This is a genomic window from Nocardia sp. NPDC004582 (assembly GCF_053602115.1).
The window spans coordinates 12822-32784 of sequence record NZ_JBSGCY010000023.1 but is presented as its reverse complement, the minus strand read 5'-3'; the positions used below and the strand labels follow the sequence as shown (position 1 = coordinate 32784).

The following is a 19963-nucleotide window of genomic DNA, read 5'->3' as shown; positions in this document are numbered from 1 at the left end:
GGTAGGCGGCGTCCGCTACGTCCGGGTCGAGGATTTCCAGTCGCTGATCCAACTGCGCCGGTGTGCCGGCCTACCGCGTCAAAGTGCTCCAGAAGCCACAGCGGTGGTCGGTGGCGAAGGCATCGGAGAACTGGTTGCCGTACGGGCGGAAGGATAGGAAGGTTGGTGTGGCGGAAGCGTATCGGGGGATGGCGGGTAGGCCGGCGGGGTCGGGGGTGCCCGCGTTGATGAAGCGGGACCAGTAGCGGCGTATTTCGGATTGCAGGCGGTGTTGGGCGGGAGACATGACGGTGTCCAGGGCGAAGCCTGCTTGGGCAAGGTCGAACAAAGAGGGGAGTTCGGCGGCGTGGTAGGCGCCCATGGGGAAGGTGCTGGGTGGGGCCAATGCGCCGCGGTCGTCGAATTCGTAGACGTAGGTCGGGTTTTGGCGGGAGAGGTCGGCGACCTGGGAGATGAGTTTGCAGACGAGTTGGTCTGTCCAGGAGCGGGTTAGGGCGAGCGCCGGTTGGGGGTAGTCGCGCAGGGGGTATTCGCCGATGACCTGGTCTATCTGGGGTGGGGTGAGGTCGGGGATCTTGGCGGCTAGGAGGTGGGGGTAGTCGGCGGCGGTCATGGTGGGGCCGAGGGGGATGCCGTATTTGATCCAGACCCAGAGGGCCACCTCGTCGTGGTTGGAGCCGACGAAGGTGGGGATGTGGGACATGCCACCGGATTTCAGGAGGGTTTGCGGGCCTTCGGGGAGGTAGGCGTTGCCGTGGACGATGTTGGTGTCGTCGGGGGCCCGGTCCACCAGGATGTCGGGTGCGAGGCTGCGGAGGCAGGTCGGGTCGTCGGTGGCGGGGCAGCCCGCGGCGGCGGCCCAGGCGTCGCCTTCGGCTTCCGCGTCGGGGAGGGATTGGCTCGCGCAAGGGCCGCTCTGGAGGATGGCGGCTCGGAAGAGGGGTTTGGCGGAGGGGGTGGCCATGTGGGCGCAGATCGAGACGCCGCCGGCGGATTCGCCGTCGAGGGTGACGCGGTCGGGGTCCCCGCCGAACGCGGCGATATTGCGGTGCACCCAGCGCAGAGCGGCCTGCTGGTCCATGAGGCCGTAATCGCCGGAGCCGGAGCCGTCGTCCAAGGCCGAGGCGGCCAGGAAGCCGAACAGGCCGAGGCGGTAGTTGATGGTGACGATGATGGCGTCACCATCGGGTTGGGAGACCAAAGGGGCTGCGCCGTACATGCTTCCGGAGCCGGTTTGCAGACTGCCGCCGTGGATCCACACCATGACGGGCAGGGCGCGGCCGTCGGCGGGGAGGGTCGGAGGCGTCCAGACATTGAGGTAGAGACAGTCTTCGACGGTGGTGCGCGGGCCGCCCAAGCCGGTGGGCTGGGCGCAGTTCGGGCCCGGATCGCGGGCCTCGCGGACCCCGGGCCACGACGCCACCGGCTCGGGCGGCCGCCAGCGGAGTGCGCCGACCGGTGGTGCGGCGTAAGGGATTCCATCGAACAGCCGGTACGACGGGGTCACCACACCGTGCAGCGCGCCGCTGTCGATGGTGACCGTGTCGGGTGCGGGTCCCGAATAGGCCCGAGCCACCGGGCCGTTCACCGCGAAGATCGAAACCAGGAGCGCCACCGCCGCGAACACCGCGCCGGAGCCCCGCCTCATCCACCCCTGTGCACGCACGATCACCCGAGCCTCCTGGGCCAGCAAGCGCTATCGCGTAGTCGTTCGATACTAGTCGGCCGGTCCGGACGGGGGTTCGAAGTCTCATGAAACCGGGAAAGCTCCTGCGTGCGGACGGGTCGGAGCGGCGGAACCGTCTCACCGCGAGACGGTTGTTGACACTCGATTCAGGTCAGGGCGACGGTGGCCGCATGACCCGCACCTCCCCCGACGCACTCGACGTGTTCGACCCCGCGCACATCGACGATCCCTACCCGCTGTACCGGCGGCTGCGTGAGCGGTCCCCTGTCTACCGCATCCCGGGCACCGACTTCTACCTGGTGACGTCCTGGGATCTGGTGACCGAGGCGGTGAATCGCGGCGCGGAGTTCTCCTCGAACCTCACCGGCGCACTCCTGCGCCAGGACGGGCAGCCGCCCGTCACCTTCGATATGGACGGCGGCGGCCAGGCCATCCACGTGCTCGCCACCGCCGACGACCCGAGCCATCAGGCCCAGCGCAAACTGGTGCAACCGTTGCTGGCCAAGCGGATTCGCGGCCTCGGACCGACCGTCACCGAACTGGTGGCCCGACTGTGGGCCGAGGAACTGCGCGGCGATCGCATGGACTGGGCGACGGGCATGGCCGACCGCCTCCCCTTGGCCCTCGTCGCCGACATCATCGGACTGCCCGACGCCGCCGTGCCGCAACTGCTCACCTGGGCCTACGACAGCACCGAGATGCTGGGCGGCGTGGTCGACGCCGACCGTTTCGTGCACCTGGTCACCGCCGCCACCGAACTCACCGGCTACCTGCACACCGAATTCGCGGCCGCCCAGCGCGACCCGGGCGACGACCTGCTCGGCGTGCTGGCCCGCGCCTGCGCGGCCGGGGAGATCACCGACGTGGTGGCCGTGCTCATCCTGGTCCAACTGGTCGGCGCGGGCGGCGAATCCACCGCCGGGCTGATCGCGAACGGCGCGCGGCTGCTCGCCACCCACCCCGAGCTGCAGCACGAGCTGCGGCGCGAACCGGCGCTCATGCCCGCCTTCCTGGACGAGGCGCTACGCCTGGAATCGCCGTTCCGAGGCCATCATCGGCACGTCACCACCGATACCGTGCTGGGCGGCATCGAGATTCCCGCGGGCAGCCACCTGCTGTTGCAGTGGGGCGCGGCCAATCGGGACCCGGCCCGCTTCGACGATCCGGACACCATCGACCTGGACCGGCGCAGCGGGGCCAACAATCTCGCCTTCGGACGCGGCATCCACTTCTGCGTCGGGTCGGCGCTGGCGAAGCTGGAGGCCACCGCGGCATTGACGGCGCTGCTCGAGCGCACGATCGAATTCGACCTGGCCGAAGACGCCCCGCCGCAGTGGTTTCCGAGCATTTTCGTACGCCGGCATCGCAGCCTGCCGCTGCGCCTGGAAATCCGAAACACGTAAGCCCGCGGACTCGCCCGTATTCTTCCGCGCGTCCGCCGCGTGCCGGGGACGCGGCCACGGCATGATCGTCGTCGATCGATCAAGGGGGGATCCACAGCTGTGACCACACGAAAGGGGTTTTGTTCGTGAAGACCGTGTACGTCCGCCGCATCACCCTGGCGGCGACCGCGTGTGCCCTGTCCGGTGCGCTGGCCGCCCCGGCCGCCGCCGACGCCGGGCCGCAGAAGATCACCCTCGACTACGCCAAGGGCCGGTGCGGCCAGACCACCTTGATGGCGCACTCGTTCACGCCCACCACGCTCGAGATCACCACCTCCAGCAACTTCACCGACGACGCCAAGATCGACCTGGCCGGTCAGCGCACCCCGCTGCCCGACACCTACGGCGCGGTCACCACCACCGTCGACCTGGGCACCCCGATGCCCGGCGCCATCCCGTTCGAGGTGTCGGGCTCGGACTGGCCGGGCAGTATGGGCACCGGCTGCAAGGGCTGGATCATCATCGCCTGATCGGCCCCGAGAACGACTGAGCCCCGGGAGCGATCCCGGGGCTCGATCATGTTCGCGGACGCGTCATCCGCGGACTCGGCGCCTACTTGCCGTGGGCGCGCAGCTGGTACAGCCCCTCGGTCTCGGCGACCACCACACCGTTGGCGTCGGTCACCTTCGCGGTCAGCGTGAAATCGGCCTTGCCCTTGGCGTCGGCCTCCTCGGTGATCCGCGCGATCTCCGCCTCCGACAGCGACGCCTCGGCGCGCACATCGGTGGCGGCGGGCTTGCGGAAGAACACGTGCAGATCCTTCACCAGCGGGAAGTACTTGGCGGTGTCGAAGCTGGAGATGGCGATCGCGCCGCCCAGGATCTCCGCGACGGTGAACAACACACCGGCGTACATGACGCCGAAGTGATTGCCATTGCCCTCGATGGGGACCGTGGTGGCCGCGAAGCCGGGGCGCACCTCCTCGGCCCGCACCCCCATCTTGTGCGCGATCGGAATCGTGAACTCCAGACCGCCGTTCACGACCTCGTTCAGCGCGGGGGCATCGTTCGCCATGCGGACCTCCTCGTCCCAGAAGTTAATGGCAACTTACTGACGTACTGCCAACAAGGTGAATCATTCCGCGTGAGAGGGTTACCGCGCAACTCTTTCATCCCGGCCCGTGAAACCCGCCACATCCAGGCAAATCATCCCACGACACCTCTAGTATGCAAGTCGTGTCCAAGACTTTCTCCGCCGCCGAGCGGGCCTACCGCGAAATCAAGGAACGCATACTCAGCGGCGATCTGCCCGGCGGGGAGCTGGTCAGCGAGAACGAGATGGCCGGGGAGCTGGGCACCTCCCGCACCCCCGTCCGCGAGGCCTTCCTGCGGCTCGAGACCGAGGGCTGGATGCGGCTCTACCCCAAGCGCGGCGCCCTCGTGGTGCCCGTTCCCTCGCATGAGGCCGACCATGTGATCCACGCCCGCTACATCGTGGAAACCGGCGCGGTGGACGCGCTCACCCGGATCGCCCGCGCGGGACTCATCCCCCGGCTGCGCGAATCCCTGGACCGCCAGCGCGAACTCGCCGACGCCGGCGACCTCGAGGAATTCGCCATCGCCGACGCCGATTTCCACCGCGAATACGTGGTGGCCGCGGACAACCCGCTGCTCATCGGCTTCTACGACTCGCTGCGCGAACGCCAGCGCCGGATGAACAGCGTCGCGCTGCGGCGCGGTGAGACCAACCCGCACCGCATCATCGAACAGCACACCCGCCTCGCCGATCTGATCGACGCCGCCGACGGCGCCGGATTCGCCGAGGCCCTCGCCGAACACCTCACCGACGTGCACGGCGTCACCCCGAGAGGCCTGTGATGGCGACCCTGACCACCCTCGACACCCGCACCACCCGGCTCGGCACCCACCCGAAGGCGTGGCTCGGCGTCGCGACGGCCATCTTCGCGATCGCCTGGGGCGGTAACGAATTCACACCGCTGCTGGTCATGTACAAGCGTGACGGGCTGCCGGTCACCACGGTCGACCTGCTGCTGTTCGAATACGTGCTGGGCATCGTGCCCGCTCTGCTCATCGGCGGCCCGCTGTCGGACCGCTACGGCCGCCGCCCGCTCATGCGGCCCGCGCCGTTCATCGCGGCCACCGGCTCGACGCTGCTGGCCTTCGGATCCCATTCGGTCCCCATGCTTTCCGCGGGCCGCGTGCTGTGCGGCATCGCGCTGGGCCTGGCCATGGCGGTGGGCAGCAGCTGGCTCAAGGAGCTGTCGCAGCCGCCGTTCACCGCCGACACCGCCTCCGGCACCGGGGCGCGCCGTTCGGCCATGAGCCTCACCGGCGGCTTCGGCGTCGGCGCGGGCGTGGCCGGCGTGCTGGCCCAGTGGGGTCCGTGGCCGGACTCGCTGGCCTATCTGATCAATGTGACATTGTGCGCGATGGCGGCCGCGCTGCTGTTCCGCGCGCCGGAAACCATCGTGCCCCAGGCGAATCCGGGCCGACTACTCGATGATCTGAAGGTCCCCGTCGGCGCGCATCACCGCTTCCGCACGGTCGCGCTGCCGGTGTGCCTGTGGCTGTTCACCTCGTCGGCCGCGGCGTACGCCATCATGCCGACACTCATGATGCCCAAGGTGCACGGAGCCCCGATCGCGTTCTCCGCCTTGATCACCGTGATCACCCTGGGCTGCGGTTTCGGCATCCAGTCGGTGGCGCGCAAGATCGATCGTCCCGGCTCGCTGCGGCTGCCGGTACTGGCGTTGAGCCTGGTCATCCTCGGAATGCTGCTCGCCGCGGCCGCTTCCGCGACACTCACCCTGTGGCTGACCGTGCTGACCGCGGTCGCCCTGGGCATGGGATTCGGCAGCGGCCTGGTCGCGGGCCTACTCGAGATCGAGCGCATGGCCCGCCCCGACGACCTGGCCGGACTGACCGCGGTGTTCTACGCGGTCAGCTACCTCGGCTTCGGCGTCCCGGCCCTGATGGCGTTCTGCCACAACGGCATCGGCTTCGGCTACCCGGCCATGTTCGGCGTGCTCGCCGCCGCCTGCGCGGGGTGCCTGGCCATCGTGAGCCGGTCCCGCCCGGCCTGAGACCGGATACCCCGGCGGCGGCCCCCAACCGCCCGCCGCCGGGCCCGCCTCACAGCGAGCGGGAGATGATCTCCTTCATGATCTCGCTGGTGCCGCCGTAGATGCGGTTCACGCGAGAACCCGTGTACATGTTCGCGATCGGGTACTCCATCATGTAGCCGTAGCCGCCGAACAGCTGCAGGCACCGATCGACCACCTTGTCGCAGGTCTCCGCCGCGAACAGCTTGGCCATGGACGCGGTCGACGGGTCGTTCTTGCCGTCGATGTACTGCTGGATCGCGTAGTCCACCAGTGTCTTGATGGCCAGCGCCTCGGTCTTGACCTCGGCCAGGGTGAAGGCGTTGTGCTGGAACTTGCCGATCGGGCGGCCGAACGCCTCGCGTTCCTTGGAGTAGCGCAACGCTTCCAGCACCGCGGCCTCGGCCAGCGCCGAACACAGGCTGGCGATGATCAGCCGCTCCCGGGCCAGCTGCTCCATGAGCTGGTAGAAGCCCAGACCCTCCTGCGCGCCCAGCAGATTCGCCACCGGGACGCGCATATCGGAGAAGAACAGCTCACGGGTGTCCTGGGCGTGCTGGCCCATCTTCTCCAGCACCCGGCCGCGCTCGAAGCCCGGCAGATCCTTGGTCTCGGCGACGATGAGCGAGACGCCCGCCGCGCCCTTGGACGGGTCGGTCTTGGCCACGATCACCAGCAGATCGCAGTGGGTGGCGTTGGAGATGAACGTCTTCGAGCCATTGATGACGTAGTGGTCGCCCTCGCGGATCGCGGTGGTGCGCACCGACTGCAGGTCCGATCCGGTGCCCGGCTCGGTCATGGCGATGGCCAGCACCAGGTCACCGCTGATGATGCCCGGCAGCCACTTCGCGCGCTGCTCGTCATTGCCGTAGTTGTGGATGTAGTGCGACACGATCGGCGAGTGCACGGAGAAGCCGAAACCGTTGTCGTGGGCGTAGACCAGCTCCTCCTGGACGATGGCCTGCATGCCGTAATCGCCGCCCGCGCCGCCGAATTCCTCCGGCAGGTCCAGGCCGAGCAGGCCCGCGGCGCCGGCCTTGTTCCAGAACTCGCGGTCGACCATGTGCTGGGCGGTCCAGCGCTCGCGGTTGGGCACGGCCTCCTTGCGGAAGAACTCCGCGGCGTGCTTGCGCAGCTCCCGGTGCTGATCGGTCTCCCAGGAGGGGCGGTAGTCGGGGAACAGTTCGGACATCGGTGTCACTCTCCGTTGGTGCGTCGGATGCCGTTGAGCGGCAGGTCTTCCCGAGCGGCGATGGCTTCGAGCTCGGCGATGGTCTGGTCGGCGAAGGCCTTCCGGAAGGCGTCGTGGGTCCCGTCGGCGCCGAAGGCGGCCAGCGCGCCCAGGAAGAAGTGCGGCTCCACCGCGCCCAGCGCGACGTGGCCGTCGGCGCATTCGTAGATGCCGTAGCCGGGGAACGCGCCGCCCAGCGCCGCGCCGTCACCCATGAGGCGGTAGCGCACGGCGTCGCCCGCGCGGGCCGCGGCCTCTTCCAGGGCGACCCGATACGGCTGTCCCGCACCGGTTGTCGCCCGGTGCACCAGGGCGGCCAGGGCGGTGGAGACCGCGCGTTCCGCGCCGAGCATGTCGGCGATCGGGACCTTCGGCATGTGCGGCGGGGTCAGGGTGCCGTGCACGGCTTGGTAATTCAGGTCGTGGCCCGGGACCTCGGGCTCGTCGGCGTGGCCGATGATCTCGATGAGCGACAGTTCCGGGAAGCGCCGCTGCGGCTGCGCCAGGCCGAGGCGGGCCAGGGCGGAGGGCCGCATGGAGGTGATGAGCAGGTCCGCGGTGGCCAGCAACTCGTCGAGTTTGGCGCGGTCGGCGTCCTGTTTCACGTCGAGGGCGAGGACCTGCTGGCTCGCGACCAGGTGCTCGTACCACTGCGGCGCGGCGGCGGCCAGCGGGTCACCGGTGGGCGGCTCGACCTTGATCACCCGCGCGCCCAGCTCGGCCAGCCGGGCGGCGGCCAGGGGACCGGGCAGATTGACCGCCAGCGATACGACTTCGACCCCGGCCAGGGGCCGCAGCGTTGGTTCCTCCATATCGCGAACGATACAGTTGTATCGTGAACCGGTCAATCACATCAATTGCCGGGTACACGGCCCGGAACCGCTAAGTTGAGGGGCGATGCTGAACCCACGAGCCACCAACGAGGACCTGACCGCCAAGGCCCGCATCCGCAACGCCGCCATGGACCTGTTCGCCCAGTACGGCGATTCGCGGGTGTCGCTGCGCGCGGTCGCGGCCGAGGCCGGCGTCACCCTCGGGCTGGTTCAGCACCACTTCAAGACCAAGGACGGCCTGCGCGACGCGGTCGACAAACTGGTCGTCGAATACTTCGCACAGGCCGTCGCCTCGATCCCGCCGACCGGCACCCACGCCGAGGTCGCCTCCGCCCGCGACGAGGCGGTGCGGAACATGCTGCACGCCAACCCCGCCGTGGTGAACTACATCCGGCGGTCCCTGCTCGAGCCTTCCGAGACCCGGATCCACCTGCTGGACGCGGTGGTCGAGCTGACCCGCAGCGAGGTCGCCGGACTCCGCGCGGCGGGCCTGGCCTCGACCGACAAGCCGGAGTCGGACCAGATCGTGGCGGTGCTGCTGCGCCAGTTCGGCGAACTGCTGCTGGCCCCGATGCTGGACGCGGTCTGGGAGCGGGTCTCCCCCGACAACCCCACCCGGCCCCGGCTGTCGATCACCGTCAAGGACTGAATCCCCGAGAGCCGATCAGCTTTCGATGGCCAGGCCCGCTTCGGCCCAGTCCTCGATGCCGTCGCGGTATTTGCGGATATTGGTGTAGCCCAGCCGCTCCAGCTTGGTCGCCACGTTCTGACTGTTGGGGCAGGCCGCGTTCGAGCAGTAGGTGACGATGGCGGCGTCGCGATCCGGAAGCAGGCGCGGCGCTTCGGTTTCCACATCGGCTTCGACCAGGGCGAGCGCGCCGGGCAGATGCGCCTTGGCGTAGTACTCGCCACCGAGGGCGTCGAGGACGGTGACCGTTCCCGCTGCGATTTCCTCGGCGAGTTCCGCGCGGGTGATGAGTGCGGTCATGGGAGTTCCTTTCACGGAATTTTATGTGCGTGTGCACGCTACTACTTATGTGCGCGCGCACGCAACCGGTTAGGATGGGCCGGTGTCCCCCCGATCCCATCCGGCCGTGCACGCCTGGGCCGCGCTGCTCCAGGTCCACGCCCGGCTCGTGCCCGAACTCGACGCCGAACTGCGCCGCGCCACCGGACTACCGCTGAGCTGGTACGACGTCCTACTGGAACTCGATGCGCCACACCGGCTCCGGATGAGCGACCTGGGCGAGCGAGTGGTGCTCAGCCGCACCCGGGTGAGCAGACTGGTGACCGAGATGGAAGCGCAGGGGCTGGTCCGGCGCGAATCCAATCCGGACGACGGGCGCTCGGCGTTCGTGGCCATCACCGATGCGGGACGGCGGAGATTCCGGGAGTCCGCGCCGCACTATCTGGCGGGCATCGAACGGCGTTTCGGCGAGAAGCTGGACGCGGACGAACTCGAGACCATCGCGTCCGCGCTGCGGAAGGTGCTGGCCCCGGCCATTATCGCCGGACCCGACCACGGCGCGCCGTAGTTCGGCGCGGGCTGTGTCGAACGGTTGCCGCCGGGGCGGGTGACGGGAACAGTGGGTGCCGGAATCGATTCGATCGAACCGGATTCGAACAGAGGAGACATCTCGTGCGCTTCGGCATCTTCATCCCGCAGGGCTGGCGGCTCGACCTGGTCGGCATCGACCCGGCCGCGCACTGGGGAGTGATGCGGGACCTGGCCACGCGCGCGGATTCCGGGGACGCCTGGGAATCGCTGTGGGTCTACGACCACTTCCACACCGTCCCCGTACCCACCGAGGAGGCCACCCACGAGGCGTGGACGCTGATGTCGGCGCTGGCGGCGAGCACCTCGCGAATCCGGCTGGGGCAGATGTGCACCGCCATCAGCTACCGGAACCCGGCCTACCTGGCCAAGGTCGCCGCCACCGTGGACCTCATCTCCGGCGGTCGCGTGGAGATGGGCATCGGCGGCGGCTGGTACGAGCACGAATGGCGCGCGTACGGGTACGGATTCCCCTCCGCCGGTGAGCGATTGGGGCGGCTCGACGAGGGCGTGCGGATCTTCCAGCAGGCTTGGACGACCGGCAAGGCCACCCTCGACGGCAAGCACTACCAGGTGGACGGTGCGATCGTGCGGCCACTTCCCTTGCAGGAGGGCGGGATTCCGATCTGGGTGGCCGGCGGCGGAGAGAAGGTGACGCTGCGGATCGCGGCGAAGTACGCCCGGTACACCAACTTCGCGGGCGACCCGGAGACCTTCGCCCAGAAGTCGGAGCTGCTGCGCGGCCACTGTGCCGCGGTGGGAACGGATTTCGACGCCATCACCCGCAGCTCCAACTTCAATACGCTGGTCGGCGCGACCGAGGCCGAGGTCGAGGATCGGCTGGCGCGGCTGGAGTCCCGGCTGACGCCGTTCCTCGGCGCGGAGGGCGCGGCCCGGCACGTCAAGGATGTGTTCCGCGACTCCCCCGCCGTCGGCACGCCGGAGCAGATCGTCGAACGGCTCTCCCAGGTCAAGGATCTGGGACTGGGCTACTCGATCCACTACTTCCCCGAGACCGCCTACGACACTTCGGGTCTGGAGCTGTTCGAACGCGAGGTCATTCCCGCCCTGCGCTGAGGGGATTCGCTCGCCGGATCGGCCGCGCTGGAACGACACCCGATGCGCGGGCGCGGGTGTCGCGCGGCCGATCCGGCGAGCCGCCGGGTGGTCAGTGCGGCAGCGTCACCGGATCGGCGCAGCTGGACGGTGCGGCGACCAGCGAGCAGGCCTTGGGGTCACGGGTCGGGCGATAGCCGGCGGGGACGCCGCCCGCGCCGGTGATCTCGGTGTAGGCCCCGACCGCGTCGGTCGGACGCCGGGTGAGCGCCGGGTCGGTCAGCACGTCGACGGTGTACAGACCGAATCGCGGTGTGTAGGAGCCCCATTCGTAGTTGTCGGTGAGGCTCCAGTAGTTGTAGCCGATCACGTTCATACCGTCGGCCTTGGCGCGCTGGACCCAGTAGACGGTGTCGCGCAGGTCGTCGGCGCGGGTGTAGCCGTCGGCGCGGGGCAAGCCGTTCTCGGTGGGCATGCCGTTCTCCACGATGTAGAGCGGTTTGCCGGGGTAGGCGCGCGAATAGTGGTCCAGCGCGTAGTAGATGCCGTCGGCCTGCAGCGGGTTCTTCCACATCTCCGACAGCGATCCCGAGTTCAGCGCGTCCGGGGACACCCCGTAGTAGTAGTCGATCCCGATGTAGTCGAGCTTGGCCGCGATCTTCCCGAGCAGCGGGCCGTTCACCAGATCCTCGACGGTCGGGAGATAGGCGACATTGCTGGTCACCATGGCGCCCGGCTGCGCCCGGTGGATGTAGTCGTAGATGGCGTTGTGCGCCTGCGCGATTCGATCCTGCATGACCGGCACCGAGGTCGCGGGCAGGATGCCCAGCCGGACCTCGTTGATCATGTACATGGCGGGTTCGTTGAAGGTCACCCACAGCGGGTCGCGGGAGGCGTAGCGGTCCACCACCATCCGCGCGTTCGCCAGCCAGTCGTCCACCATGCCGGCCCGATTCCAGCCGCCGCGGTCGGCCTCCCAACCCGGGTACACCCAGTGGTCGATGGTCAGCATGGGCCGCATGCCCGCCGCGTCGATCGCGCCGATCACCCTGTCGTAGAAGCGAAGTCCGTCCTCGTCCCACACCCCGGGCTGGGGCTGCACCCGCGCCCATTCGATGCCGATGCGGTACACCTTCACGCCCAACTGCTTGGCCAGCTGGATGTCGGACTCGAACCGGTCGTAGAAGTCGATCGAGTCGCGGTAGGTGTCCTCGGTCTTCCCGGAGGCGGCGTAACGCGACCAATTGCTGTCCGGCGCATGGCCTTCGGACTGGAAGCCCGAGGCCGCGACGCCCCAGAGGAAGTCGGGGCCGAGCGGCGCGATCCGCGTGGGCGGCTCCGGCCGCGCGAAGGCGGGGGCGCCGGTGAGAGTGAGGCCGGCGGTGGCGGCCACGACGGCCAGGGCGAGGGTGCGGCGGCGTAAGCGCATGGCGAAAACCGTACTACTCACGGTTTTGGTGGACAAGGAACTCTCACAGTCCGCTTAGACTCGACCGATGGCGAAACGCGGACCCTACGGGAAAGGCATCGAACGGCGGGAGCAGATCCTCGAGGCCGCCCTGAAGACCATCGCCGAACGCGGCTTCCTCGCGACCTCGGTGGCCGAACTGGCCGAGGCCGTCGGGCTGAGCCAGAGCGGGCTGCTGCACTACTTCGGTTCCAAGGAGGAACTGTTCGTCGCGGTCCTGCTGAAGCGGGATCAGGTCGACGCCGCCAATCTGGGCGAGGCCACCCCCGAAGCCCTGATCCGGCTCATCCGCCACAACACCCAGGTCCCCGGACTCATCGAACTCTTCACCCACATGCAGGCCGCGGCCGCCGACCCCGGCCATCCCGCCCACGAATACATGCGGCTGCACTACGAACTCGGCACCGCCGCCTTCGCCGAGCTGATCCGCGGGCTGCAACGCGCCGGCCAGGTCCCGGCCGCCGTCGACCCCCAGGTGATGGCGACCGCGTTCATGGCGCTGTCCGACGGTCTGCAATCGCGGTGGCTCATCGACCCGACCATCGACATGGAGTTCTATCTGCGGCAGTGCTGGGCTCAGTTCACCGGCGTCGAACCCGGCGCCCGCTAGCCGAGCCACGCCGCGATCGCCAGGAACGCGCAGATCAGCACGAACAGCACGGCCATCAGCGGGACGACGAACTTCACGTACCGGTCGTAGCGCACCTTGGCCAGCGCGATACCGCCGGTGACCACCGCGGTCGTGGGCGTCACCAGATTCGCCCAGCCCGACGCCGACTGCCAGGCCGTCACCACCAGCGACCGCGGCACATGCGCGAAATCGGCCAGCGGGGCCATGATCGGCATGGCCAGCGTGGCGTGCCCGGAGGTGGATGGGATCAGGAAGGCCAGCGGCACGTTCACCAGGAACACCGCCACCGCGAACGCCGCCGACGAGGTGCCCGACACCACGCCCTCCAGCGCGTGCAGCACCGTGCTGGTGATCTGGGTGTTGTTCATGATCACCGTGACGCCGCGGGCCAGCACGATGACGAAGCCCGCGCCCACGAAGTCGCTGAAGCCCTTCCCGATGTTCTCCGACATCTTGGCCTCGCCCAGGCCGCCCACCAGGCCCACCACGATCGCGCCCACCAGGAACAGCGCGGTCAGCTCCGGGAAGTACCAACCCAGTTCCCAGCCGTAGGGTTTCGCGTCCGGGCCCTTGATGACGGTGCCCCACGGGATGATCGAGAAGATCATGAACGCGAAGGTGACGCCGACCAGCCACAGCACCGCCACCTGGCGGCGGGTCATCGGATCCGGTTCGTGCTCATCGGCTTTCACCTCACGGTCACCGGGCTGCCAGCCCGACCACGACTTGCCCGGGTCGGCCTTGACGCGGCGCGCGTACCAGATCACGTAGGCGACGGTGACCGCCGTCAGCACCACCAGCATGGCCAGGCGCAGCACGATGCCGTCCCCGATGGCGATGCCCGCCGCCGAAGAAGCGGTGCCGGTGGCGAACGGGTTCACCGTCGAGCACAACACACCGATGCCCGCGCCCGAGATGATCGCGCCGACCGCGGTCATGCGGTCGTAGCCCAGCGCCAGGGTCAACGGGACCAGCAGGGCGTAGAAACCCAGGGTCTCCTCGGCGAATCCCTCGACCGTGCCGGCGATCGCGAACACCACCATGATGCCGACGATCAGCAGGATCGACCGATTGCGCAGCTTGAACGCCAGGCGCCCGATGCCGCTGTCCAGCGCGCCGGTGGCGAACGCGACGGTGATGAACGCGCCCACCGCCAGCACGAACAGGAACACCGCGGCCGCGCCGTAGAGCGAACCGCTCAGATCCGGGGCGACCTGCGAGGTCTTGGCGTCCTGAATGCCGTAGAGGCCGTTCACCGGAGCCAGGAACAGATCCCGGATCCGCGCGGAGAACGCCTTGGCCTCCGCGAGACGGTGATACGAGCCCGCGATCGGGTGGCCCTGCGCGTCCAGGTCGTAGGCGCCCGGCGGAATCACGAAAGCCGCCAGCCACACCGCGAGGGTGACCCCGGCCAGGATCGTGTACGTGGACGGGAAGCCGCGCTTCTTCTTGTGCCGCACGGGCTTCGGGGCGTCCTCGATGGTCGCGGTGTCGCTCATCGGCGCACCCGGTCGGCGAAGAGCTGGAAGAACTCGGCCTCGGCCAGCGCCACATTCCGCAGCTCGCTCAGCAGCACCCGCTCGTTGAAGCCGTGCATATTGCATTCGGAATCCTCGACTCCGAGCATGAGCACCTCGGCACCGGGATTGGCGGCGGCCATGGAATTGGTCAGCGGAATGGAACCGCCCATGGCCGAATCGATGGCGTCGACACCCCACGCCCGGGTCATGGCCTCGCCCATGGCCGCGTACGCGGGACCGTCGGTGCGGGCGGCGAATCCGGTGCCGATATCGCCGCCGGTCACCTCGAGCTCGACGCCGAACGGCTCGGCCTTCCGCAGATGCTCGATGACGGCGCGCTGACCCTCGGCCGGGTCCTGCTCGGGGTGCACGCGCACGTTCAGGTACGCCTTGGCGTACGGAACCACCGCGGACGCGGCGGTTTTCGTGGGCGGGGCGTCCAGCCCGATCACGGTGATCGCGGGGCCGTACCAGATCCGCTCACCGATCGGGCCGGTCCCGAGCAGCGGCATGCCCGGCCGCATTCCGGTGACGCGCGCGAATTCGGCGTCGGTGTAGTTCGCGCCCGTCCAGTGATCGCGGCGCAGACCCGGCACCGCGACATTGCCGTCGGCGTCGTGCAGCGTGGCCAGCGCGGCGATCAGCGACAGCAGCGCGTCCGGTGCGGCGCCGCCGAACTGGCCCGAATGCACCGGTGCGGCCAGCGTGCGCACCTCGACGAACACATCGGCGACGCCGCGCAACGCGGTCACCAGGGTCGGCTGGCCGGCACGGATATTGCCCGCGTCGCAGATCAGCAGCGCGTCGGCCGCGAACAACTCCGGGTGGTCGGCCGGATAGTCGTCGAAGACCGACCCGTACTCCTCCTGCCCCTCGATCACCACCGTCACCCCGACCGGCGGCTTGCCCCCGAACGCCCGCAACGCCCCGATATGCGCGACCACATTGGCCTTGCAGTCCGCCGCGCCCCGCCCGTAGATCGCCCCGTCCCGCTCGGTCGGCGTGAACGGCGGTGTGTGCCAGAGACTCTCGTCCCCCGAGGGCTGCACGTCGTAATGCCCGTACAACAGCACGGTCGGCGCTCCCTCCGGAGCCGGAATCCGCCCGTAGACCACCGGGGAGGTATCGGGCAGATCCAGCACCCGAATCTCCTCCACCCCGGATTTCCGCAACTCCTCGGCGACCAGATCGTGCGCCCGCTGGACATTCTCCTTCGGATAGTCCGGGAACGCGATCGAAGGAATGGCGACCAGCTGCCCGAGCAGCGCCTTCAATTCGGGCATCAGGCCGTCGACAGTGCCACTCAGATCCTGGCGCAGGTCCATCCAGCCATAGAACCATCCACCTCCCTCGATATCCCGCGAATCTCGGGCGACACGCCCCGCGCCCGGGTGTCTCAGCGGTGCGCGGCCGAGGGTGGGGGCCGAGGCGCGTCGGCCGCGGCGAGTAAGTATGTCAAGTGTTGACATCAATTCTGGATCAGAGGTTGGTATGGGCGTGGAACGGATCGGACGACGAACACTGCTGCTCGGGGCGGGAGCGCTGGCCCTCACGGCGTGTACCCGCGGATCGTCGGAGTCCGAGAAGCCGAAGGAGACGGTGGTCGTGACCACCGCGGCGGGGGCGGTGCGCGGGGTACGACGGGAGACCGGCACCGCCTTCCTCGGCATTCCGTTCGCCCAGCCGCCGGTGGGTGCGCTGCGCTTCGCCGCGCCCGTGCCGGCGGCCGCGTGGACCGGGACCCGGGACTGCACCGCGTATGGTCCGACCGCTCAGGTCGAGCAGTTGTCCGAGGTGACCGCGATTCCGGAGCCGTCGATCGCCGGGGACGACATCCTGACCGTCAATGTGTTCACCCCGAAGCCGGACCCGGACGCGAAACTGCCTGTGCTGGTGTGGATTCACGGCGGCGGATTCGTGGCCGGCAGCCCGGCCAGCCCGTGGTACGACGGCGCGGCGTTCAATCGCGACGGCGTGGTGCTGGTGTCGGCCGGGTACCGCCTGGGCATCGAGGGGTTCCTGCACCTCGACGACACCCCGGACAATCGCGGCGTGCTGGATTGGATCGCGGCGCTGACCTGGGTACGCGACAATATCGCCGCGTTCGGCGGGGATCCGGCGAAGGTGACGATCGCCGGCCAGTCGGCGGGCGGCGGCGCGGTGTGGGCGCTGCTGAACACCCCGGCCGCGAAAGGGCTGTTCCGCGCGGGCATTTCGGAGTCCGGCGCGGTCACCCAGCCCAATGATCGCGCCACCGCGCTGACCATGTCGGCGCTGTTCACCAAGCGCACCGGCGTGCCCGCCACCGCCGCGGCGCTGCGGGACCTGAGCCGGTCGGGATTGCAGGATCTCGAGGACAAACTGCGCGCGCCCGGACCCGACAGCACCGCCGCCACCCTGCTCGGCCTGGCCCCCTGGGCCGACGGCACGCTCATCCCGGCCACCAGCGCCGAGGTACTGAAATCCGGTGCGGACCAGGATGTTCCACTCATGCTCGGCTTCACCGCGCACGAATTCAACGCCGCGCCGCTGGCCGGGGAACGGCCGCCGGTCACCGATACCACGCTGCCCGCCGCCCTGGGCGCGTTCGGCTTCGACGCCTCCCGGGCCGGCGATTGGCACCTGGCCTACCCGGGTTTGTCGGCGGATCAGCTTGCGGGACAGGCCCAGAGCGATGCCGTGATCCGGATGCCGTCCTACCGGGTGGCCGAGATGCGAGCGAGTCACGGGCAGCCCACCTGGCTCTACGAATTCACCTGGACCTCGAACGCGTCCAAGTTCCAGGGCATGTCGTTCCACTGCCTCGACGTCCCGTTCGCCTTCGACCTGCTGCGGGCCCCGGGGGTGACCGCGGTGACCGGCGAGCGTCCGCCGCAGGCGCTGGCCGACGCCATTCACCAGGCGTGGGTCGCGTTCATCAGCAACGCCGACCCGGGCGCCGCCTGGCCCCGCTACACTCTCGACCGGCGCGAGACCATGATCTGGTCGGATGCGCCACACGTCCAGTCCGATCCCTTCGCCGCACAACGTCCGATCTGGCTGCGCTGAACCCGCGGGCTACCGTGGAGCAATACGCGTCGAGTCGAATCGTGGATAGGTGGTCGGTCAATGCAGGTGAAGCGCTGGATCGCACCGGCCGCGGTGGCCGTGGCCTGCGGGCTGCCGACCGTCCCGGCCGCGCAGGCCGCACCGGGTGACCAGCAGGCCGCGCTGGGCGGCGGCTCCGGCCTGGTGCTGGGCCAGGGCGGCCACACCGCCAAGTGCAGCCTGACCACCATCGGTTACGACGCCGCCGGGCGGCTGGTCGGCTTCACCGCCGGGCACTGCGCCGAGGCCGGGACGCCGGTGCACGGGGAGCAGTTCCCCGACGCCGGGGTGGTCGGGGTGGTTCGCGCCGCGGACGCGCAGCTCGACTACGCGGTCATCGAATTCGATCCGGCTCTCGTCACCCCGCTGCGCTCGGTCGGCGACACCACCATCGCCGGGGTCGCGCCGACGCCGCCCGCCTGGAGCGTGGTGTGCCAGAACGGCCGGACCAGCGGGCACGCCTGCGGCGTGGTGTGGACATCGAGCCCGGTCGGACTGCTGGAGCAGGCCTGCTCGAGCTACGGCGATTCGGGCGGGCCCGTCACCGTCGGCGACAAGCTGGTCGGCATGGTCTCCGCGCCGCTGATCAGCGACACCCGCAATCTCCGGTTCAGCTGCACCGACGCCAACAATCCGATGCACTCCCCCGTCATCGCCGTCGCCTTCGACACCGTGCGCGCCGCGGTCGACGCGGGCAAGGGCGTGGGCAGCGGCTTCCAGCCGGTCTAGCGCCCACCCCGAGTCCGGCGGTCCCCGGACAGGACGAACCCGGCCGCACCCTGCACGGCCGGGTTCGAGATCCGGAATCCGATCAGGCCGAACGGGTTTCGGCCGCGACCGGAGCAGCCTTGCGGGCGCCGCGGCGGAACCGCAGTACACCGTCCTCCAGCGGAGCCTTGCGCAGCATGGCGCGGTCGCGGAAGTAGTTGTTGATCACCAGCCACGGCCCCCGGGTGCCCTGGCGCGGCATGACGCCGTCGCCGCGCTGGATGTAGCCGGAGGTCAGCGCGCCGCCCATGAGCGACGCCTCGGACCGGTCACCCTCCTCGGGCACCGCGACCACTTCGCTGAAACCGTTGTCGCGCATGTGGTTCAGCAGGCGGCAGAAGTACTCCGCGGCCAGATCGGCCTTCAGCGTCCACGAGGCGTTGGTGTAGCCGAGCACGATCATCATGTTCGGCACAGTGCCCAGCAGGGCGCCCTTGTAGGCCACCAGATCCCGGGTGGCGAGCGTCTCGCCGTCCACCTCGAGCTCCGCGCCGCCGAGCATCTGCACCTTCAGACCCGTCGCGCTGACCACGATGTCGGCCTCGAGCTCCGCGCCCGAGGACAGCCGGATGCCCGTCTCGGTGAAGGTCTCGATGGTGTCGGTGACGATCGACGCCTCACCCTTGCGCAGCACCTTGAACAGATCGCCGTTGGGCACCACGCACAGGCGCTGATCCCACGGGTTGTAGCTGGGGGTGAAGTGCTTCATGTCGATGTTCGGCCCGACCTGCGCGCGCACCGCGGCCAGCATGAGCTTGGCCGACAGCTTCGGGTTGGTACGCGAGAGCTGGTAGCTGGCCCGCTGCAGCGCGATATTGCGCGCCCGGCCCGCCTTGTAGGCGATGGCGGCGGGCACCTTGGCGAACTTGAAGCCGACCGCGACCGGGTCGTCGGCGGGCAGCGCGGCGATGTAGGTGGGCGAACGCTGCAGCATGGTGACGTGCGCGGCGTCCTTGCTCATGGCCGGGATCAGGGTGATGGCGGTCGCGCCACTGCCGATCACGACGACCTTCTTGCCCCGGTAGTCGAGGTTCTCGGGCCAGTGCTGCGGGTGCACGATCTGCCCGCCGAAGTTCTCCGCGCCGGGGAACTCGGGCTGGTAGCCGTTGTCGTAGTCGTAGTAGCCGGTGCAACCCACCAGGAAGTCGCTGGTGTAGGTCTCGGTCTGGCCGGTGCGCTCGTCGAGCACCTCGACGGTCCACCCGCCCTGCTCGCTGGACCAGGCGGTCCGGGTGACCTTGCGGCCGAAGCGGATGTGGTCGGTGACGCCGTACTCGGCGGCCGTGTCCTCGATGTACTGGCGGATGTGGGGTCCGTCGGCGAGCACCTTGGTGCCGTGCCAGGGCCGGAAGCCGAAACCGAAGGTGTACATGTCCGAGTCGGATCGGATACCGGGGTACTTGAACAGGTCCCAGGTGCCGCCGATGGCGGTCCGGCGCTCCAGGATCAGGTAGCTGCGCCCGGTCTTCTCCCTGGTCAGGTGGCAGGCCATGCCGATACCGGACAGGCCCGCGCCGATGATCAGTACGTCGACATGCCGCGTCATTGGGGAACTCGCTTCTCGTCGCGCCCGGACACCGGCGTCCGGGCGTACCGAGTATTACATGTTATTTGCGGTAACGTC

At 69.1% G+C, this 19963-nt stretch carries 19 protein-coding genes; 10 read left to right on the top strand and 9 right to left on the bottom strand.

The window, feature by feature from the left end:
* Window positions 1–70 precede the first annotated feature (70 nt).
* Entirely contained in the window at window positions 71–1648 is a 1578-nt protein-coding gene (locus tag ACWELJ_RS09810) for a carboxylesterase/lipase family protein (RefSeq protein ID WP_452365774.1), read from the bottom strand.
* A gap of 209 nt (window positions 1649–1857) precedes the next feature.
* Here ACWELJ_RS09810 and ACWELJ_RS09805 point away from each other — a divergent pair, with 209 nt between their 5' ends.
* Window positions 1858–3090, top strand: a complete 1233-nt coding sequence (locus tag ACWELJ_RS09805; RefSeq protein WP_452365773.1) for a cytochrome P450 — start codon at window positions 1858–1860, stop codon at window positions 3088–3090.
* Between the two features lie 125 nt (window positions 3091–3215).
* Window positions 3216–3599 carry a hypothetical protein gene (locus ACWELJ_RS09800; RefSeq protein WP_452365772.1) on the top strand — a complete coding sequence of 128 codons (384 nt, stop codon included), beginning with the start codon at window positions 3216–3218 and terminating at the stop codon, window positions 3597–3599.
* Window positions 3600–3681: 82 nt separating this feature from the next.
* Here the strand turns inward: ACWELJ_RS09800 and ACWELJ_RS09795 are convergent, their stop codons facing one another.
* Window positions 3682–4143: a PaaI family thioesterase gene (locus ACWELJ_RS09795; protein ID WP_452365771.1), complete on the bottom strand. Its 462-nt coding sequence runs from the start codon at window positions 4141–4143 to the stop codon at window positions 3682–3684.
* A gap of 152 nt (window positions 4144–4295) precedes the next feature.
* Here ACWELJ_RS09795 and ACWELJ_RS09790 point away from each other — a divergent pair, with 152 nt between their 5' ends.
* Both ACWELJ_RS09790 and ACWELJ_RS09785 read left to right on the top strand, forming a co-directional pair.
* Complete coding sequence (locus ACWELJ_RS09790) at window positions 4296–4946, top strand: GntR family transcriptional regulator (RefSeq protein ID WP_379278955.1); 651 nt, start codon at window positions 4296–4298, stop codon at window positions 4944–4946.
* Window positions 4946–6172: an MFS transporter gene (locus ACWELJ_RS09785; RefSeq protein ID WP_452365770.1), complete on the top strand. Its 1227-nt coding sequence runs from the start codon at window positions 4946–4948 to the stop codon at window positions 6170–6172. The genes ACWELJ_RS09790 and ACWELJ_RS09785 overlap by 1 nt, the downstream gene beginning before the upstream one ends.
* A gap of 49 nt (window positions 6173–6221) precedes the next feature.
* On the opposite strand, the gene ACWELJ_RS09780 is transcribed toward ACWELJ_RS09785, so the two are convergent.
* Window positions 6222–7382: an acyl-CoA dehydrogenase family protein gene (locus tag ACWELJ_RS09780; RefSeq protein ID WP_452365769.1), complete on the bottom strand. Its 1161-nt coding sequence runs from the start codon at window positions 7380–7382 to the stop codon at window positions 6222–6224.
* A gap of 5 nt (window positions 7383–7387) precedes the next feature.
* Complete coding sequence (locus tag ACWELJ_RS09775; RefSeq protein ID WP_452365806.1) at window positions 7388–8218, bottom strand: CoA transferase; 831 nt, start codon at window positions 8216–8218, stop codon at window positions 7388–7390.
* A 100-nt stretch (window positions 8219–8318) separates the two neighbouring features.
* Here ACWELJ_RS09775 and ACWELJ_RS09770 point away from each other — a divergent pair, with 100 nt between their 5' ends.
* On the top strand, window positions 8319–8903 hold the full coding sequence (locus ACWELJ_RS09770; protein ID WP_387307930.1) for a TetR/AcrR family transcriptional regulator: 585 nt from the start codon (window positions 8319–8321) through the stop codon (window positions 8901–8903).
* 15 nt (window positions 8904–8918) lie between these two features.
* On the opposite strand, the gene ACWELJ_RS09765 is transcribed toward ACWELJ_RS09770, so the two are convergent.
* Window positions 8919–9242, bottom strand: a complete 324-nt coding sequence (locus tag ACWELJ_RS09765) for a rhodanese-like domain-containing protein (protein WP_452365768.1) — start codon at window positions 9240–9242, stop codon at window positions 8919–8921.
* Between the two features lie 82 nt (window positions 9243–9324).
* Here ACWELJ_RS09765 and ACWELJ_RS09760 point away from each other — a divergent pair, with 82 nt between their 5' ends.
* Both ACWELJ_RS09760 and ACWELJ_RS09755 read left to right on the top strand, forming a co-directional pair.
* Window positions 9325–9789 carry a MarR family winged helix-turn-helix transcriptional regulator gene (locus tag ACWELJ_RS09760; RefSeq protein WP_452365767.1) on the top strand — a complete coding sequence of 155 codons (465 nt, stop codon included), beginning with the start codon at window positions 9325–9327 and terminating at the stop codon, window positions 9787–9789.
* Window positions 9790–9893: 104 nt separating this feature from the next.
* Complete coding sequence (locus ACWELJ_RS09755) at window positions 9894–10886, top strand: LLM class F420-dependent oxidoreductase (RefSeq protein WP_452365766.1); 993 nt, start codon at window positions 9894–9896, stop codon at window positions 10884–10886.
* Between the two features lie 91 nt (window positions 10887–10977).
* On the opposite strand, the gene ACWELJ_RS09750 is transcribed toward ACWELJ_RS09755, so the two are convergent.
* Window positions 10978–12294 (bottom strand): family 1 glycosylhydrolase, encoded by a 1317-nt coding sequence (locus ACWELJ_RS09750; RefSeq protein WP_452365765.1) that lies wholly within the window; start codon window positions 12292–12294, stop codon window positions 10978–10980.
* 67 nt (window positions 12295–12361) lie between these two features.
* Here ACWELJ_RS09750 and ACWELJ_RS09745 point away from each other — a divergent pair, with 67 nt between their 5' ends.
* Window positions 12362–12943 carry a TetR/AcrR family transcriptional regulator gene (locus tag ACWELJ_RS09745; RefSeq protein ID WP_452365764.1) on the top strand — a complete coding sequence of 194 codons (582 nt, stop codon included), beginning with the start codon at window positions 12362–12364 and terminating at the stop codon, window positions 12941–12943.
* Here ACWELJ_RS09745 and ACWELJ_RS09740 read toward each other — a convergent pair.
* Entirely contained in the window at window positions 12940–14463 is a 1524-nt protein-coding gene (locus ACWELJ_RS09740; RefSeq protein WP_452365763.1) for a YfcC family protein, read from the bottom strand. The genes ACWELJ_RS09745 and ACWELJ_RS09740 overlap by 4 nt on opposite strands.
* Window positions 14460–15809 carry a M20/M25/M40 family metallo-hydrolase gene (locus ACWELJ_RS09735; RefSeq protein WP_452365762.1) on the bottom strand — a complete coding sequence of 450 codons (1350 nt, stop codon included), beginning with the start codon at window positions 15807–15809 and terminating at the stop codon, window positions 14460–14462. Before ACWELJ_RS09735 ends, ACWELJ_RS09740 begins: the two co-directional genes overlap by 4 nt.
* 166 nt (window positions 15810–15975) lie before the next feature.
* Here ACWELJ_RS09735 and ACWELJ_RS09730 point away from each other — a divergent pair, with 166 nt between their 5' ends.
* Together ACWELJ_RS09730 and ACWELJ_RS09725 are read left to right on the top strand one after the other, a co-directional pair.
* A complete protein-coding gene (locus ACWELJ_RS09730) occupies window positions 15976–17532 on the top strand; it encodes a carboxylesterase/lipase family protein (protein WP_452365761.1) in 1557 nt (518 codons plus the stop codon).
* A gap of 60 nt (window positions 17533–17592) precedes the next feature.
* The gene (locus ACWELJ_RS09725; protein WP_452365760.1) at window positions 17593–18300 is read left to right on the top strand and encodes a hypothetical protein; all 708 of its coding nucleotides are present in this window, start codon (window positions 17593–17595) and stop codon (window positions 18298–18300) included.
* An 82-nt stretch (window positions 18301–18382) separates the two neighbouring features.
* Here the strand turns inward: ACWELJ_RS09725 and ACWELJ_RS09720 are convergent, their stop codons facing one another.
* The gene (locus tag ACWELJ_RS09720) at window positions 18383–19885 is read right to left on the bottom strand and encodes a flavin-containing monooxygenase (RefSeq protein WP_452365759.1); all 1503 of its coding nucleotides are present in this window, start codon (window positions 19883–19885) and stop codon (window positions 18383–18385) included.
* Window positions 19886–19963 lie beyond the last annotated feature (78 nt).

Coding starts and splice junctions, on each gene's coding strand:
- ACWELJ_RS09810 (WP_452365774.1), bottom strand. CDS start 1,648: ATGAGGCGGGGCTCCGGCGCGGTGTTCGCGGCGGTGGCGCTCCTGGTT.
- ACWELJ_RS09805 (WP_452365773.1), top strand. CDS start 1,858: ATGACCCGCACCTCCCCCGACGCACTCGACGTGTTCGACCCCGCGCAC.
- ACWELJ_RS09795 (WP_452365771.1), bottom strand. CDS start 4,143: ATGGCGAACGATGCCCCCGCGCTGAACGAGGTCGTGAACGGCGGTCTG.
- ACWELJ_RS09790 (WP_379278955.1), top strand. CDS start 4,296: ATGCAAGTCGTGTCCAAGACTTTCTCCGCCGCCGAGCGGGCCTACCGC.
- ACWELJ_RS09785 (WP_452365770.1), top strand. CDS start 4,946: ATGGCGACCCTGACCACCCTCGACACCCGCACCACCCGGCTCGGCACC.
- ACWELJ_RS09780 (WP_452365769.1), bottom strand. CDS start 7,382: ATGTCCGAACTGTTCCCCGACTACCGCCCCTCCTGGGAGACCGATCAG.
- ACWELJ_RS09770 (WP_387307930.1), top strand. CDS start 8,319: ATGCTGAACCCACGAGCCACCAACGAGGACCTGACCGCCAAGGCCCGC.
- ACWELJ_RS09765 (WP_452365768.1), bottom strand. CDS start 9,242: ATGACCGCACTCATCACCCGCGCGGAACTCGCCGAGGAAATCGCAGCG.
- ACWELJ_RS09750 (WP_452365765.1), bottom strand. CDS start 12,294: ATGCGCTTACGCCGCCGCACCCTCGCCCTGGCCGTCGTGGCCGCCACC.
- ACWELJ_RS09745 (WP_452365764.1), top strand. CDS start 12,362: ATGGCGAAACGCGGACCCTACGGGAAAGGCATCGAACGGCGGGAGCAG.
- ACWELJ_RS09740 (WP_452365763.1), bottom strand. CDS start 14,463: ATGAGCGACACCGCGACCATCGAGGACGCCCCGAAGCCCGTGCGGCAC.
- ACWELJ_RS09735 (WP_452365762.1), bottom strand. CDS start 15,809: ATGGACCTGCGCCAGGATCTGAGTGGCACTGTCGACGGCCTGATGCCC.
- ACWELJ_RS09730 (WP_452365761.1), top strand. CDS start 15,976: ATGGGCGTGGAACGGATCGGACGACGAACACTGCTGCTCGGGGCGGGA.
- ACWELJ_RS09725 (WP_452365760.1), top strand. CDS start 17,593: ATGCAGGTGAAGCGCTGGATCGCACCGGCCGCGGTGGCCGTGGCCTGC.
- ACWELJ_RS09720 (WP_452365759.1), bottom strand. CDS start 19,885: ATGACGCGGCATGTCGACGTACTGATCATCGGCGCGGGCCTGTCCGGT.